Origin of the sequence: Shimazuella kribbensis DSM 45090, from assembly GCF_000428065.1 — a bacterium.
Lineage (GTDB): Bacteria > Bacillota > Bacilli > Thermoactinomycetales > Thermoactinomycetaceae > Shimazuella > Shimazuella kribbensis.
Map to the genome: position 1 here is coordinate 82,761 of NZ_ATZF01000006.1, position 15,331 is coordinate 98,091.

Sequence of the window (15,331 nt, forward strand, 5' to 3'; positions counted from 1 at the left end):
AAGTTTCAAGCTTTACAAACGTTTTCATTTTTCCTGGCTTATATCGGATGCAGCAAATTTCATTAGGTATTAATTCGATACGGCTAATGGAATCGATCCTACCCAAAAACATGATTTTTCGCAACCATTCTAATTTTGATCTGCTCTTGTTATACTATTCTTCACACCTGTATCCGGCAGATTTATTATTATACAATAAATTAAATAATATTCTTTTAACTTCCTCTAAACGATAGTTCCTTTCTTCTTCAGTTATAACTGGAGTAACAATAAATATGTTTGATCTGCCAATGTGATACATAATGCCGTCCGTGCAAACTTCTTTCTGCATCTCTTGCATATTACCACCTCACTATCTATACATATGCAAAAGATGCAGGAGGACTAGCCTTGAAATTTAGGAAGTGAAAAAGTATGGAAAGAGTTGCAATGTATTTGAGAAAGTCCCGTGCTGATCTGGAAGAAGAAATGAAAGGGGAGGGCGAAACCTTAGCCAAACACAAAAAGAACCTTCTCCAAGTAGCAAAAGATAAAAAACTAAATATTATTAAGATCTATCAAGAAATCGTTTCAGGAGAAAGCCTGATCCATAGACCTGAAATGCTCAAGCTCATGGAAGAAGTTAGTAACCAGCAATATAATGCAGTTCTTTGTATGGACATGGATCGCTTAGGTCGTGGTGATATGCAAGACCAAGGCTTCATTTTGAAAACGTTTAAAAAATCAAAAACAAAGATTATTACGCCACGTAAAATCTATGATTTAGATGATCAGTTTGATGAAGAGTACAGTGAATTTGAAGCGTTCATGGCAAGAAAAGAATTCAATATTATCAAACGCCGTCTGGAAAACGGTAGAATTCGTTCTGTACAGGAGGGTAATTATATTGGTGCTCGTGCCCCATATGGCTATCAAAAAACTGGCGATTTAACTCTTATTCCCGATCCTGAGACTGCTCCTATCGTTAAAATGATCTTTCAATGGTACACGAGTGATGATCCTAATGAGCGATTAGGTACTACAAATATTGCAAAAAAACTTAATCAACTAGGAATTCCATCATATACTGGCTCGAAATGGTCTAATAATGTTATCCTTCAAATCATCAAAAATCCAATTTATATTGGAAAAGTTAGATGGAAAACAGTTGAAAGGGTTAAATCCACTAATCCTTCAAAAAAAGTAGATGCTAGAAATAGACGAGAAGATGAAAAAATGTTAGTAGATGGAAAACATGAAGCCATTATTTCTGATGAAGCATTCCAAAAAGCACAAGATATTAGAATAAACAAAAGGAATCCAAGATGGAAGCCGGCAACTACCCTTAAAAATCCTTTGGCTGGATTAATTATATGTGGGGTCTGTGGTGGATCTATCACTTTAACGTACTCCAGATCCAAATATAAATGGCCACACTTAGTGTGTACCAATAAAGGACGTGGTGGTTACTGTAATAAAAGCAGTCGCCTCGAACATATTGAAAAGAAAATCTTACAATCGCTTTATGATTGGTTAGAATCTTATAAATTAAAGATCAATCCAGAGGACTACGTAATAAATGATAGTAATACCAACATCTACGAACAAACAATGAAGAGTCTAAAAATTGAAATAAACGATCTTCGGAAACAACAAGATCGATTACATGACCTTTTAGAACGTGGCATTTATGATGAAGACACATTCATTGCTCGATCACAAAAAATAGCAAGTAGATTAGATGAATTAAATCAGGCTCTTAATCAAACTTCAATTGATTTAGAGCTTGAAAATGAGAGATCGAAAGCCAAATTGGATATCATCCCTAAAATTGAAAACATCTTGGACATCTACACTTCACTGGAAAGCGTCAAAGAAAAGAATATGCTGTTAAAAACTATTATTGATCATTGTATTTATACTAAAGAAAAACATCAAAAGAACGATGAGTTTTCCATTGTCATCCATCCGAAAATATAAATTAAAAATACCTCCTACATTTGGGAGGTATTTGTTTCTTTCTTAGTTTCATTCTTAGCTTAATTCAGCTATAATAAATGTACCTATAATGATATGGTTTATTTATATACCATCGTAGCAATCATTTCTAAATGGGCAAATTCTTCTGTCCCAATATCCGTGAGCAATCCTTTCACTTTATCTGGTATGGTGTACCTCTGATTTAAATACCTCAGAGCAGCAGCTAATTCCCCATCTGCCCCACCATATTGTTCAATCAATAACTTTGCTAAATGTGGATTACATTGACTAACTTTCACTGGATATTGTAATTTCTTTTCATATATCCACAAATCATATCCCACCTTATATTCGATTGAATACAAAAATGTATGCATTGGTGTCTTATTTCATTCAGACCTTGCATTGATTCAGTGGGTTTTATCAGCCATGGAACAACCGTCCATCTAGTTAAAAGCTTGAATGAGGGATCCTTAAAATATAAAAACCCCATTCTCTTATCAGATAATGGGGATAACAAGTTACGTATATAATAAAATAAAGATAATCTTTCCATTTGTAATGTACGGAAGAAAGAAATGCATACACAAGCACTACCATTGCTATTTTACATAAACATAAGCTATATTATCTCCAGCGAAAGCGAAAGATAGTAGATAGTTTCCAACATTGTAATCGTAATACTCGCTACCGCCTTCAAATTCTTTATTACTAGGTTTTCCGATGGTACTAGTCACATCATCTTTTGTAATGGATTCCAACTTTGGATCTTTACTAATGATAGCCACAACCGTACCATTTTCCACATCAAAAGACATGTTTTTCGATGGGTAGTCCATATTCATCGCATCACCGCTTTCTGGATTCCCATATGCGTTTATTACACTTTGTGAGGTGTCTCCTAAAGCAACACTAGAATTTGGATACATATACCCTTGTTCCGAAGCCTTTGTGATATCATTGATCAATTTTTGTGCTGAACTCATATTTTGTTCTGCGTACTTATGCTGATCTGAGACCCACGAATCGTCACTTGATTGATTATTTGTGGTTTGATTGGTTTGATCAGAAAAATCAGTGTTAGAACTAGAATTAAAATCACTGTTTACGTTTGAATCATTTGATGAACAAGCTGTTAAAAAGAGGGTGAACATTGCAATTAAAATATAAATAAATCCCTTTTTCATGTATATTTCCTCCTATAGATAAATAAATATATCAAATATTAATAGTAAACGGAATATATGTTCACCATTTCATCATATATTCTTAACTTTTCACACTAAAAAACGATCAAATTATTAATTGATCGTTTTTTGTATTTGTTTAATTTTTTCAATTTAAATGATAATTCTTAAAACATTATATCTCCCAAGGCCAAGGACCTTCATTCCATCCACATGGGTATCGATTACTTGAATGACCAAAATGCATCAAAGGACCATATCTTTCTTCATACTCTGAACGAATTCCCTCTCGTTCCAATGCATATTGATTGAATTGGGCAAGTGCATCTGGGTCACTTGGATGTGTGTCCAAATAAAGATTTAACTCCACCAACACAAAATCAACTTCTTGTAACTTTCGCAATAATGCTTTTTGCTTTTCACGATCCATCTTTGTCTCTCCTCTTCTTAGGAGGGTAGGGACTAAAGAAAATTGGCCATAATGTACCTTTTATTAACGCTTCTTGTTTCGAAAATTGCGGCAAATTTGGAGGCTGAAAACCTAAGTATTGATTGGGCGGAACCACATATTTTTTGGCAAGAGGTGGACAAGGATCATCCGAACTATGGTATGGATACCATACTCGATACTGATCTTTAAAAGGGTTGTGTTTTTCCTTTTTCAACACATCTCCTCCTTTGACAAAATCTTATACCTATCTTATGTGTAGAAAACAAATTATACACATTTATTGATATGTCTCCCAAAGAAGCATGGATTGGACAAAAAAATGGCCTCTTGCATGGAAATCCAAGAGGCCCAACCTACACCTAACTTATTTGTGTTTCGATTACTCTTTCCCTCGCTACACCGTAAGACCGAAAGAGAAAGGTTAAAATAACAAATCCAACAAGGGTAGATCCTAAGAAATAGAATAATGTGTTAATCCCCATATATTGCATCAATGATCCTCCTAGGTATGGACCAATGATACTGCCTAGACTATAGTGGATCGAACAAAGTGCACTACCTTTTGGCAACAGGTGTGCAGGCAAAATATCATCCATATAAGCTAATCCTAGTGAAAACAAAGAACCAACTAATCCACCTGATAATCCTAGAATCAAAAACAAACCAATAAAATGATTTCCTACCAATGGAACAAGTATCATACCAAGTCCACCCAAAGAGCACAATATCCGCAGTAAATTTCTCCTCCCGATTTTATCGCCTAACATTCCCAAAGGCATTTGGAATATAAGACTTCCCCAAATGAATGTTGTAATGAGAAGAGAAATTTCCCCTTGTGTTAAACCCAATTTTAAACCGTATACAGGAAAGTTACCAGATAGAGCTACTTCTAAAATTCCATAAAGCAACATGGGGATCATCGCAAGAAAGCCCAGTTTATATGCAGTTTTATAAGAAGTCGGCAGTGATGTTTGGCCTTTATTCGATGCAGCAAAGTCCGCATGCCCTTTCGTTAGACGAAGTGAAATGATCAATCCGATAACAAGCAAGGAGATGATGATGACAAATGGAACAAAATAGCCAAATGATAAAATATTCATCCCCAACGGACCAAGTCCAAAGCCGAGCCCATACATCAATCCAAATTGAGAAAGTCGTTTACCTTTGTGTGCAGGATCAACTGTGGCAATCACCCATACTTGGCAAGATAAAAGGGCTATATTACTGCCTATACCAACAAAAAAACGAAGAATCGACCACCACCATATACCTTTTGTAAAAGAAAAAAGAATCATAGAAGCGAGGAGAATCACGATCCCAAGAATAATCGTGTTCCGATAACCCCATCGAGAAATCAACTTCGAATAAAACATCATCGAGAATAACATGCCTACATAAAGCATAGCGGCACTTATACCATTGACGCTTGGCGACAGGTGCATTTGTTCCAGCATGGTAGAAATCACCGGAACCAAAAATCCTTGTGTAATACCAAAAATAGTTACTAGAAATAGAAACGAATAAAAACGCGTTGACGACCATTCATTAATACGAATACTCACTTGGATTCACCTCTAATTGATAGACACACGAACTTCCCCCGTCAAATAGACGAGGGTTCTTTGTCTTCTATGGTAACAAGGAAACAGCGGCAAAAGCTAATGCATATTTATGTCATTTATTGCTTTTTTTCCCTTTTTTGATAATGTAGCTAAAACACTAAAAAAAACAAAACTGAAAAGCGATATCGACAGAAAGTAAAATAACGATGCAATCAAAGTGTGTTGCATCAAAAGTCCTCCTATATAAGGACCTATCATACTTCCAACTGCAAAGTTAGATGTAGCCAATAAATTTCCTCTCGCTAACATGGACACAGGCAGTAAATCACTCAAAAACGCAAAACTCATCGCTAGCATCGACCCCACAGCAGATCCTGTAAGTCCCAGTGTGAAAATTAATGCCACTAGATCATTTCCAATAATCGGGATAATCAACATCCCCAGAGCACCAATGAAACATAGAACTGTTAACAGTTTATGACGGCCTATCTTATCACCCAATATTCCCAAAGGAATTTGAAATAGTAAGCTCATCCAAATAAACACTGTTATCAATAATGATATTTCTACTTTCGACAGGCCAATTTTCAATCCATAGACTGGGAAATTACCCGCGATAGCTACTTCAATAAATCCATAGATAAAGGCTGACCACATCGCCAGAAAACCTACAACATAAACCGTTTTGTAGGATGGTGGGATCATTGGGAGATTTTGATTTTCGTCTTCTGATGAATTTGGAATATCTTTCTGAATTTGAAAAAAGCAAAAAAATAAAAAGAAAACGAGAAAAATAGTTAAGATCGCAAAAGGAATCCAAAATCCAATAAATTCTAAATTTAGTCCTAACGGCCCTAATCCCAATCCAAGACCATAAGATAATCCAAATTGAGAAAATCGCTTTCCATTCTCCTCTGCTTTTGCATATAACGCAACCCAAAGTTGAACTGCAAAAGTAGTAATATTATCTCCAATTCCCAACAAAAAACGAAGACCAGACCACCACCATGTTCCATGTGTAAACGGAAAAATCACAATAGCAGAAATCATGATTACAATCCCGGTTAAGATTGTTTTCCGAAATCCAATATATTTTAATAACTTGGAACAAAAAAACATCGAAAAAAACATGCCTGCATATAACATAGCGGCACTTATACCATTTACACTTGGCGAGACATGTTGTCGTTCCAGCACCGTGGATAGGAAAGGAGATACAAAGCCTTGTGTTGCTCCAACTATTATCATGAGCAAGACGAGGACGCGAAATTGATAGATGGACCACTGATTCGATGGTGACTGCATAGCATCCCTCCTGCAATGCATGTGCCTACGATCTATGTGACAAAAACCTTTTTCTATCATAAGCAAAAATATCCAATAATTCTATAAAAAAAGCAAGAATTTATCATAAAAAGTATATTTTTAATTTTTAATAATTAAAATAAAAATACCTCACTTGCATTGCAAGAAAAGGTATTTATTATGTATCCCTAAAATGTTTCCCTAATTACTAACTCATTTAAGGATAGACGATCGCTTGGTCTAGCAGGTTGAGCTGCTTTTCCAACAGACACCAGCATAACAGGAAAATAACGATCTGGCACCTCAAACTCTGTCACTAGTTTCTGTGGGTTAAACCCACCCATTGGGCAAGTATCATAACCCATAGATTTTGCTGCTAACATCAATTGCATCGCAGTTAGTCCACAATTTAACGTTGCATCCATTTGAGCTCTTGTTTTATCTGCATATGCACCTTCGATTTGAGATACAAGATTATCTCTCAACTCGCGGGTCATAAAGCCTCTCTCTACTGCTTCACCATAAATTTGATGAGCAGTCCGATATGCTTCCAAATCACCCAAAATTGCCACTACAATCGATGCTTCTACTACTTGTTGCTGTCCATATGCGATGGGAAGCATTTTTTGTTTTTGCTCTTGTTTGGATATGACCAGATAACGCCACTGCTGCAAATTCCAAGAGGAAGGAGCAGAAGAAGCTAAAGTCAATAATTCATTAATCTCTTCTTCCTTCATCACATGAGTAGCATCATATTTTTTCACACTTCCTCGGCTTAACATAATTTCTTTCAATACATCATACTGTGTGGAAGTCACCATTCATTCACACCCTATTTCTATATTTTTTTCTTCACAAATGAACTTCTTTTAATATTCTATACGTTCGATTGCATTCATCCAAGTATGAAAAGGAGCTAGTTTCTCATCATCATTCAGTTTTTCCATAAATATTTGTCTCTTATTATACGGAAGATCCAATTCATCATAAATAAATTGATCGTCAAATCCCGCTTCCGCAGCTTCGTATTTCGTACATGCAAAATAAACTTTCTTTGGTCTTGCCCAATATATTGCTCCAAAACACATGGGACATGGCTCGCAACTCGTATAAATAATACAATCGTCCAATTGAAAATGTTGAAGATAGTTACAAGCATCTCGAATCGCCTGAATTTCAGCATGTGCCGTGGGGTCATGGTGGTTGGTAACAGTATTTACTCCTCTTCCGATAACCTCTCCATCCTTTACTACAATAGCTCCAAATGGACCACCTTGGTTGTTCTTTACATTATCCACTGCCAACTGGATTGCTTGTTGTAAAAACTGATGATGTGTCAACGATATTCACCTACTTTAACGACAAATTTAAGGAGGAATACGAAGTGAGTTGTTATACACACTGGCTGCATTCTGCTGCTTTGAATGAAACAGAGAGAAATGAGGTGCAAAACTGCTCCTCTGAAGAACAACAAAAGTTTAACAATAAACTTACTTTTGGCACAGCAGGTATCCGAGGAACAATCGGGATAGGTCCTCATCAACTAAACAGGTTTACGATAAGACATGTAACAGAAGCATTTTATCGTTATCTATCCACTTTGTCTAAATCTTCTTTGAATCACTCTATTGTAATAGCATATGATAATCGTCATTTTTCAAGACTATTTGCAGAAGAAGCAGCTTCCTTATTGGCCTATCATCATGTTGATGTGTACCTCTACCACGATATTTGTCCAACCCCTATATTATCTTTTGCTATTCGAAAGCTTCAGGCTACTGGGGGAATCATGATCACTGCTAGTCATAATCCGCCAACAGACAATGGTTTTAAGGTATATGGAAAAGATGGTGCTCAGTTGCTTCCCATCCCTGCAAAAAGCATTGAACAACACATGGCATCTATCCCTGATATTCTTACCATTCCCACTCAATCTTTTGCACATGCAAAAAAATCCGGAAAAATAAAAGAAGTGCCAAAGGAAATAGATGAGGCGTATTTTTCAGCCGTACAATCACTTACACCATGTACTTCCACTTATGACTCTATTACTATTGTTTATACTCCTTTACATGGTACAGGACAAAAAGCACTACCTGTTTTACTCGAAAAGGAAGGATTTATCCATTATCATCTTGTAAAAGAACAATCTATCCCACATCCTGATTTTCCAACTGTTCGTTCTCCCAATCCAGAAGAAACAGATGCTTATATCCTTGCTAAAAAATTAGCCCATAACATACATGCTGATCTGATTGTGGCTACTGACCCTGATGCAGATCGAGTTGGTATCATGATCCCTTATCAGCATGATTATTTACACCTTACAGGTAATCAAATAGGGGTTCTATTACTTCATTATTTAATTGTCGAACAACAGAGAAAGGGCACTGTTTACTCCACGATTGTAAGTACAAGTTTGACGAAAAAAATCGCTGATTCCCATCAAATCCATACTGTGGAAACATTAACTGGATTTAAATACATAGCAGAGCAAATCGGACAAAACCAAGATCTATTACTTGGATTTGAAGAGAGTTATGGATACCTCATAGGGGATTTTGTTCGGGATAAAGATGGCATTCAAACATCTTTGTACCTGTGCCACCTCGTTGCACATTATAAAAAACAGGGAAAAACATTGCTTCATGTACTGGATAATATTTATCAAAGTTTTGGATATCATGAAAATAAAGTAGTTTCCTTGCCAGTAGGAACGAAAAAAAATGTGATTGATCATCTTTTTCACATTTTCAAAACGGTTGCAATAAAAAAAATAGATTATCGAACAGGACTTCATCCTCTTCCTATTGCAGATGTTGGTAAAGTATATTTGCAAGATGGTAGTTGGATAGCTGTTCGACCTTCCGGTACAGAATCAAAAATTAAAATATATATCGAGACCGTAGGGAAAGATAGTAACCAGACGAGTCAGAAGATAGCGGAAATTAAGAGATTAGTTGAATGCCAATTTTAAATCATGATTCTTATTCACATTGGATTGTAGTTATTATCTGTTATTAGGCCAGTTATCTGACAAAGACGATATAGTTCATATATGCCTTTCATGATAGCTCGGCTTTGATGATTTAGTTTATTCATTGCTTCTTCTGTAGCTTTTTTAGCATGCTTGAAGTTATGGTCGTCCAAAGAATGGACGATTTTTTTTATTGGTTCAAGCAAATATACATTATTTCGTAATGTACTAATTAATAATATTTGGCGAAGATGGGTTCGGGTATATAATCGATATCCATTTTCTTCGTCTCGCAAAGGCTCAATAAGTCCCCTCTTCTCCCAATGCCGTATTGCCGATGGTGCAACATGAGCCAACTCTGCAACTTGTCCAATCGTCAATTTTTGATTTTTCAGTCCATTTAAATCCATTTTCTGAAATAGGTCAGGAGTCTGTAAAATTGCAAATGTTTTCTCGGCTATTTGCTTTTCTTCATTCAATTTCGCTTGTATTTCATGGATCAGCCAAAACGCGCTATCTATGTCTTTCTGCTGAACACTATTCAATACTTTGGAAATCACATCCATACCTATTGCAGGAAACGTGGCGCGAATAAATCGAAAATAAGCGAAGTGAACTTCCGTATATTTACGATAACCATTTTCGGCTCTTTCCGGTTTTGGAATGATACCCCATGATTCGTAATGTCGAAGAGCACTCGTACTCACACCAAGCGCCTTAGCGATTTCTATTGGTTTATAGTACACATCTATCCCACCAAAATTAGATTTAATCAACATCTTAAAAAGGATGTTTTAAGGGTGAACCCATCTGAACACGCTTGTGGCTATACCTTTTATGTAAAAGCTAGAGGATTTACGATTGAAGTTAATTGGTACCATGAGCTTGTCTCTACCAACTCATAAAAAGGCAGCGGCGCACTTGCATCTGCAAGTGCGCCAGTCCACAACGAGGCGGCAAACGGCGCCGCCACCATCCCCATCGAAAGCGGCGAGACGTACGGCTGGGGACGCTCGATGGACTCTACAGCGTGAAATTCATAGAAGTCGAGATGATTCTCCCGCTTCTTATCCAGCGTACAGAACATTCCATCGAGATTGATTACCCACGATGCTTCGGAAGTTCGCTTCAGGGTGACCCTTGTGTCAAGCCACTTCTCCTGATGCACACCCATCTCGATGGTCTGGGAGTTGAACCTTGTTCCTGCGATGGTCAGTTCTACCGTAAATACCACGGTAGAGCCGAGCACAATGCTACCCGCAGTCACACGGCGTCCCTTACAATTGCCGATTCTTCCACCGGCAAAAATATCGCTGTACATCTTCAGCCTTTCCTATCTGAGTCCGTTGTGAAACAATCTCTCTTATCAATATAACATTTTGGATACGTCATCTCTATTGAATTCTGAGATAATAAAAGTGGTATGCAAACGATCAAAACGGCCAAATAAACGAAGATGAACACCTCCCTTTTCATAGGAGGTGTTCATCTTCGTTTGAACCAAGTAAAGATTCTTTCCCATTGTGTTATCAAAAATCTTTTAACTATCTGCCGCTTGGTAGAGTGATCTAAGACACTCCCCTGTCACTTGTTGATTTTCCACTTGTTTTTTCTTCTGTTCCAATCCAGAAACAATTTCTTGAAACGTATCAGCTAACCCTTCTAGTTCTTGTACATTTTTCACACTATTTTCTAAATCTATTTTTTTCTGTTCGGCTTCATAATCACACATTTCTACATGAAAATTCGGCGCAAAGGAAGTATATTTTTGATACTCCAACCTACCTTTATTTCCACGATTTTTGGATAGAAGTCCATAGTATTTTTTTTGCTTTCGATCGGCATCTTCTATCACTGCAATATAATGGGTAGTGAAATCACTCACGCTTTTGATAATCGAAATATAGGACCCAATGTCAACGGATTTCATTCCATCAAGGGCAAGTTCATCAAAATGTTCATCCTTGATCTCCCGTTTATGGGCATTTGTGAGCGTATCATGAAAAATAGGCACTTCTCTTTCTGGCACCAACTCCATGATTACACTTCCGTAAGTGGAACTATCTTCTATACACCTGCTAAACACAAATACATAACGATCCATCTCTGAGGGCTCATCCCTCTTTGCACGATTCACATTGAGTTTAACGATATATTTTTCATACGAGTCGGCTGGAAGTTCCAAAAACCTCACTATACCCCTCCTGAATGATAAATTCCCTTTCTACATAATTTTACTATTATTCTAAATAATGAACAATCATTGACATTTTCTTTTCTTTAAGGAATGCTTTTCTGCTTTCTTTTAAACAAACAAAGGACTAAATTCTCTACTTATTCCTATACTATATATAACTGTATCCTTAAAAGGAGCTGGCATAGCATGTTTCATATCAAATCAAAGTTGATCGTTATGTTTTTTAGCCTTCTCTGTATGATTTTAAGCGGTTGTGTCCAAGGTGATCTACATGTAACGATCCATAAAGATGGATCTGGGATCTACCAATGGAAGATTTTGACCACTGCAACGGCGAAACGATATGTACAATATATTGTTCCGATTTACTCCAAAAAAGGATACGAAGCAAAAATGATTCAAGAAAAAGGAAAAGTAGGCTTTGTTGCAACAAAGCCTGTCAAAAATATAGCGAAAGAACCATTAAACAAAGAAATAGAAACAGCTATTCCAGCTGAATGGATGGATAAAAACAAACCAAAAACAGTACTGTCTACCACAACACAGAAACGTATACCAAATGTAAAGGCCCTGAAAGAATTAACGATTCATCCTCATTTTTGGAAAACTTCATTACTCTTTCAAACGAACGTAAACATGCAAAAAAATATTAACAATTTAGCAGGTCCCTATGCACCCTATATTAGCAACTTTCTAGACCGTATAAAATTTCGTTTCATTTTAAGTCTACCAATTGCACCTTTAAAGCAAAATGCTTCTATTGTGAGCAACAACGGAAAAACATTAGTTTGGAACCTAAAACTAGGACAAAGCAACCCTATTTTCATTGGTACAGATGTGCCAACACCCATTGTCCTTTTATTAGCTGCTATATATGGACAAACCTCATATGTTCCTCAATTTTGGGAATTTCTTTGGGGATGGATTTTTCTTATGATCGTTATCATTGCAGCTATTTTATACACGCTCAAATTCATATTTGGTAGATTTAACAGATCATAACACTATTGTTCATTTCTTCTTACCAATAACAACATTAGCTTCGAACTCTTCTGATTGTATCACCTGTGCACTCAATCCATTTTGATAAAATATTTCTCTGGCATGAGGTGCTTGCTGCTCACTTGTCTCCATGATCAAATGACCACCACTATCGAGCCAATGACTTGCGTCTCTTGCTACTCTACGATGAATGTCTAAACCGTCCAATCCCCCATCAAGTGCTACTTGCGCCTCATGAATACGAGCTTCAGAAGGTAGTAGATCTATCTCGTTTGTTGGTACATACGGCGCATTGACAATCAATAGATCAACCTGTCCGAAAAGATATTCTGGTAAAGCATGATATAAATCACCTTCATATACTTGACCCCCAAGTGGCTGAACATTTCGCCGTGCACATATTATCGCATTACGATCAATATCAGCGGCATACAATTGAAACGATTCTAAAGTGGAACATACTGCGACACCTAAAGCTCCTGATCCACAGCATAAATCAACCACTGTTGCTCCTGATCGGACAAGCGTAATAGCTTTTTGAACAAGGAATTCGGTGCGTTTTCGTGGTACAAAAACTCCTTTATCTATTTGGATTTTCAACCCACAAAACTCTGCCCAGCCAACTACATATTCAAGAGGCATACCAGATACTCTCTGGTCAACCATAGTGATAAGATGAACATTATTTTTTGCAGTCGATAGAAGGATATCGGCTTCTTCTTCTGCAAATACACAACCCGCATCACGTAATTTCTCCACAATCATGTTTTTTTGTTCCATAGTCATTTAATCAAAATACTCTCCTTTTACCATAAAAGTGTACGAGTATACTTTTTTTGAAACTTATAAAAACCGCCCTTCCCTCCCCCTAGTCATGATATAGTGAAAACAGCTAGAATACTAGCTGTTCCCTTATCTACGTGGAAGTTAGGACAAAGATGAAATCATCTCTTCCATCTCCATACACAAAGGTATATCAATTGCCTGAAGGGATGGACTGCGATGCTGAGGTAGTAGGAAAGATACGTGATCTTCCTCGCCGGATGAAGATAATCGTACGGTTGTACTGGTGGTGGAAATGGGTGCATGCTCGAAGTCAAGGCATTCACCTATTCAACGGTGTGATTTATAGTGCAGAGCCCCAGTTTGACTGGGCCAAGAAAAAAATCAAGTTTCTGCTCTATGAGACCACTTTCGCTCACCTTGTCGCTCGATGGTTGAGTGTGGGCGATACCAGGGTAGTACCCGATTTTGAAAAGTTCGTTACTTGTCCGGTTCTACTCGTGACCAAACCTACAGAGACTGAAGAAAAATGTTTCATCTTCGGTCTGATCAATTCCAACCGATTGAATGGTTCGTCCATCAATTTTGTTGGTGGCACGATGGACAAGAAACACACTGCTCACTCTCATCCTCTTGAGGCAAACTTTATGGATGAGAGTGAAGAAGAAGTCGGCATTCTCCCTGAGCATGTAGAACACTGGACATTCAAGTATTTGGCAGAAACAGAAGTAGCCTACTTCTTGGTTCCAGAGGTTCACTTGAAGCTCACCAGTACACAAATGGATGAGCATTTCCAACGCTTTACGGAAAGGGATACAGAAAAAGAAATCACAAAGATAATCAAAGTACCTGCAACCCAAGAAGGGGTTTTGGATTTCATCCATAGGAACAAAAATAAACTCACTCGTCCTATGGTTGAGGTTCTTTTGGTAGCAGTTGGTCTAGAAAAGCCGAGCGTTATAACCAACGCTGCCTGACCTTCCCCCTCCACTGTAATTGGTGGAGGGGGACTACATTCAAAAAAACAACCTCCATATTACATAAAAATGCGGTGGAGCCCTAACCGATCACTGTTGTGATGATTAGGACTCCATTTTGAAACACTCATCGGATAGGAAACATGCTACCTATCGCAAATATTTACTTTTCGAACGAGAGAAGCTTCTAATTCCCATCCTCTCCATGTGAGCAGCAAGTCTGCTCAGCATGATGAGGCTCTTCTTTCTGCTCCCCATGATCATGGCCGGAACACCCCTTTTCCGCATGAACAGGAAATTGTACCAGTACGCCACCTACCTTCCACTGCTTCCCCTGCATCGACTTCTTCAACATTTTCCAGGACCAGAGCATCATCCAACACCCCAACCAAATACTAAGCAAGGGGTCGACAAATACGACGAATCCGACGAATGCGATTGTAAAGTTGCTTCCAACCCACCAGTCGAACAACTGCCCCAGAAGGATAATCATCGAATGATAGAGATCAGCCTTTACATGGAGCAAAACGCCTTTGAGGTCCTTCTGTGAACGACTACCCATGATGACCAGTAGGTTGACTAGATTGACTACTAGCCCTACTACTACGATCGGGATGGAAATTTCCAGATGCACTTCCTCGGGATAAGCCAAGCGCCCAATGGAAGTCCAAAGAGTGGAACTAGCTGCACCAAACAGGAGCAAAGCACAGACTCGATCGCCAAAGCTCCACAGCGTCGAAGCCTCTACCTTTTGCAAACACTGGATCAGTGACGGATGATTTTGGATTCGCTTAGGAGGCTTCATTCCCCATACGGCCAAGGTAAGTACCAACCAGTACACCAACTGGCTCGAACCATCCACCAGCATGTGAAAAGCGTCACTCCTCACACTGGAAGAATCAGCGAAGAGGCTTCCGACAAATTGGATGAC

Annotated in this window: 16 protein-coding genes and 1 pseudogene; 4 read left to right on the plus strand and 13 right to left on the minus strand. The window is 37.9% G+C overall.

The window, feature by feature from the left end; translation table 11 throughout:
* Nucleotides 1-414: 414 nt before the first annotated feature.
* Nucleotides 415-1,959 carry a recombinase family protein gene (locus tag A3GQ_RS0110725; protein WP_028777047.1) on the plus strand — a complete coding sequence of 515 codons (1,545 nt, stop codon included), beginning with the start codon at nt 415-417 and terminating at the stop codon, nt 1,957-1,959.
* Nucleotides 1,960-2,060: 101 nt separating this feature from the next.
* On the opposite strand, the pseudogene cotJC reads toward A3GQ_RS0110725, so the two are convergent.
* The 8 genes and pseudogenes from cotJC to A3GQ_RS0110765 all read right to left on the minus strand — a co-directional run.
* A pseudogene (gene cotJC, locus A3GQ_RS24105) lies at nt 2,061-2,291 on the minus strand (spore coat protein CotJC); the annotation flags it as partial.
* Nucleotides 2,292-2,561: 270 nt separating this feature from the next.
* A complete protein-coding gene (locus tag A3GQ_RS0110735) occupies nt 2,562-3,146 on the minus strand; it encodes a DUF4309 domain-containing protein (protein WP_028777048.1) in 585 nt (194 codons plus the stop codon).
* Between the two features lie 175 nt (nt 3,147-3,321).
* A complete protein-coding gene (locus A3GQ_RS0110740; protein ID WP_028777049.1) occupies nt 3,322-3,576 on the minus strand; it encodes a spore coat protein CotJB in 255 nt (84 codons plus the stop codon).
* Complete coding sequence (locus tag A3GQ_RS0110745; protein WP_028777050.1) at nt 3,566-3,811, minus strand: spore coat associated protein CotJA; 246 nt, start codon at nt 3,809-3,811, stop codon at nt 3,566-3,568. The genes A3GQ_RS0110740 and A3GQ_RS0110745 overlap by 11 nt, the downstream gene beginning before the upstream one ends.
* Nucleotides 3,812-3,956: 145 nt before the next feature.
* Nucleotides 3,957-5,159, minus strand: a complete 1,203-nt coding sequence (locus tag A3GQ_RS24110; RefSeq protein ID WP_051271600.1) for an MFS transporter — start codon at nt 5,157-5,159, stop codon at nt 3,957-3,959.
* A gap of 96 nt (nt 5,160-5,255) precedes the next feature.
* On the minus strand, nt 5,256-6,464 hold the full coding sequence (locus A3GQ_RS0110755) for an MFS transporter (RefSeq protein WP_028777051.1): 1,209 nt from the start codon (nt 6,462-6,464) through the stop codon (nt 5,256-5,258).
* Nucleotides 6,465-6,652: 188 nt separating this feature from the next.
* Nucleotides 6,653-7,285: a nitroreductase family protein gene (locus A3GQ_RS0110760; protein WP_028777052.1), complete on the minus strand. Its 633-nt coding sequence runs from the start codon at nt 7,283-7,285 to the stop codon at nt 6,653-6,655.
* Between the two features lie 48 nt (nt 7,286-7,333).
* Nucleotides 7,334-7,804 carry a nucleoside deaminase gene (locus A3GQ_RS0110765; RefSeq protein WP_028777053.1) on the minus strand — a complete coding sequence of 157 codons (471 nt, stop codon included), beginning with the start codon at nt 7,802-7,804 and terminating at the stop codon, nt 7,334-7,336.
* A 44-nt stretch (nt 7,805-7,848) separates the two neighbouring features.
* On the opposite strand from A3GQ_RS0110765, the gene A3GQ_RS0110770 reads away from it, so the two are divergent.
* Nucleotides 7,849-9,441: a phospho-sugar mutase gene (locus A3GQ_RS0110770; protein ID WP_037464643.1), complete on the plus strand. Its 1,593-nt coding sequence runs from the start codon at nt 7,849-7,851 to the stop codon at nt 9,439-9,441.
* A gap of 14 nt (nt 9,442-9,455) precedes the next feature.
* Here A3GQ_RS0110770 and A3GQ_RS0110775 read toward each other — a convergent pair whose 3' ends face one another.
* The 3 genes from A3GQ_RS0110775 to A3GQ_RS0110790 form a co-directional block, all read right to left on the minus strand.
* Entirely contained in the window at nt 9,456-10,187 is a 732-nt protein-coding gene (locus tag A3GQ_RS0110775; RefSeq protein ID WP_037464646.1) for a MerR family DNA-binding transcriptional regulator, read from the minus strand.
* Between the two features lie 89 nt (nt 10,188-10,276).
* Entirely contained in the window at nt 10,277-10,762 is a 486-nt protein-coding gene (locus A3GQ_RS0110780; protein WP_028777056.1) for a hypothetical protein, read from the minus strand.
* A gap of 219 nt (nt 10,763-10,981) precedes the next feature.
* Nucleotides 10,982-11,635, minus strand: a complete 654-nt coding sequence (locus tag A3GQ_RS0110790) for a hypothetical protein (RefSeq protein ID WP_028777057.1) — start codon at nt 11,633-11,635, stop codon at nt 10,982-10,984.
* A gap of 189 nt (nt 11,636-11,824) precedes the next feature.
* Between A3GQ_RS0110790 and A3GQ_RS0110795 the strand changes: the two genes are divergently transcribed.
* A complete protein-coding gene (locus A3GQ_RS0110795; RefSeq protein WP_028777058.1) occupies nt 11,825-12,640 on the plus strand; it encodes a hypothetical protein in 816 nt (271 codons plus the stop codon).
* A gap of 9 nt (nt 12,641-12,649) precedes the next feature.
* Here A3GQ_RS0110795 and A3GQ_RS0110800 read toward each other — a convergent pair whose 3' ends face one another.
* A complete protein-coding gene (locus tag A3GQ_RS0110800) occupies nt 12,650-13,420 on the minus strand; it encodes a putative protein N(5)-glutamine methyltransferase (RefSeq protein ID WP_211227724.1) in 771 nt (256 codons plus the stop codon).
* A 158-nt stretch (nt 13,421-13,578) separates the two neighbouring features.
* On the opposite strand from A3GQ_RS0110800, the gene A3GQ_RS0110805 reads away from it, so the two are divergent.
* Nucleotides 13,579-14,400, plus strand: a complete 822-nt coding sequence (locus A3GQ_RS0110805) for a hypothetical protein (protein ID WP_028777060.1) — start codon at nt 13,579-13,581, stop codon at nt 14,398-14,400.
* A 187-nt stretch (nt 14,401-14,587) separates the two neighbouring features.
* On the opposite strand, the gene A3GQ_RS0110810 is transcribed toward A3GQ_RS0110805, so the two are convergent.
* Complete coding sequence (locus A3GQ_RS0110810; protein ID WP_342664997.1) at nt 14,588-15,241, minus strand: cation efflux transmembrane domain-containing protein; 654 nt, start codon at nt 15,239-15,241, stop codon at nt 14,588-14,590.
* Nucleotides 15,242-15,331 lie beyond the last annotated feature (90 nt).

Bases quoted from the DNA above. Each gene is read 5' to 3' on its own strand.
- A3GQ_RS0110725 (WP_028777047.1), top strand. From the start codon at position 415: ATGGAAAGAGTTGCAATGTATTTGAGAAAGTCCCGTGCTGATCTGGAA.
- A3GQ_RS0110735 (WP_028777048.1), bottom strand. From the start codon at position 3,146: ATGAAAAAGGGATTTATTTATATTTTAATTGCAATGTTCACCCTCTTT.
- A3GQ_RS0110740 (WP_028777049.1), bottom strand. From the start codon at position 3,576: ATGGATCGTGAAAAGCAAAAAGCATTATTGCGAAAGTTACAAGAAGTT.
- A3GQ_RS0110755 (WP_028777051.1), bottom strand. From the start codon at position 6,464: ATGCAGTCACCATCGAATCAGTGGTCCATCTATCAATTTCGCGTCCTC.
- A3GQ_RS0110760 (WP_028777052.1), bottom strand. From the start codon at position 7,285: ATGGTGACTTCCACACAGTATGATGTATTGAAAGAAATTATGTTAAGC.
- A3GQ_RS0110780 (WP_028777056.1), bottom strand. From the start codon at position 10,762: ATGTACAGCGATATTTTTGCCGGTGGAAGAATCGGCAATTGTAAGGGA.
- A3GQ_RS0110795 (WP_028777058.1), top strand. From the start codon at position 11,825: ATGTTTCATATCAAATCAAAGTTGATCGTTATGTTTTTTAGCCTTCTC.
- A3GQ_RS0110800 (WP_211227724.1), bottom strand. From the start codon at position 13,420: ATGGAACAAAAAAACATGATTGTGGAGAAATTACGTGATGCGGGTTGT.
- A3GQ_RS0110805 (WP_028777060.1), top strand. From the start codon at position 13,579: ATGAAATCATCTCTTCCATCTCCATACACAAAGGTATATCAATTGCCT.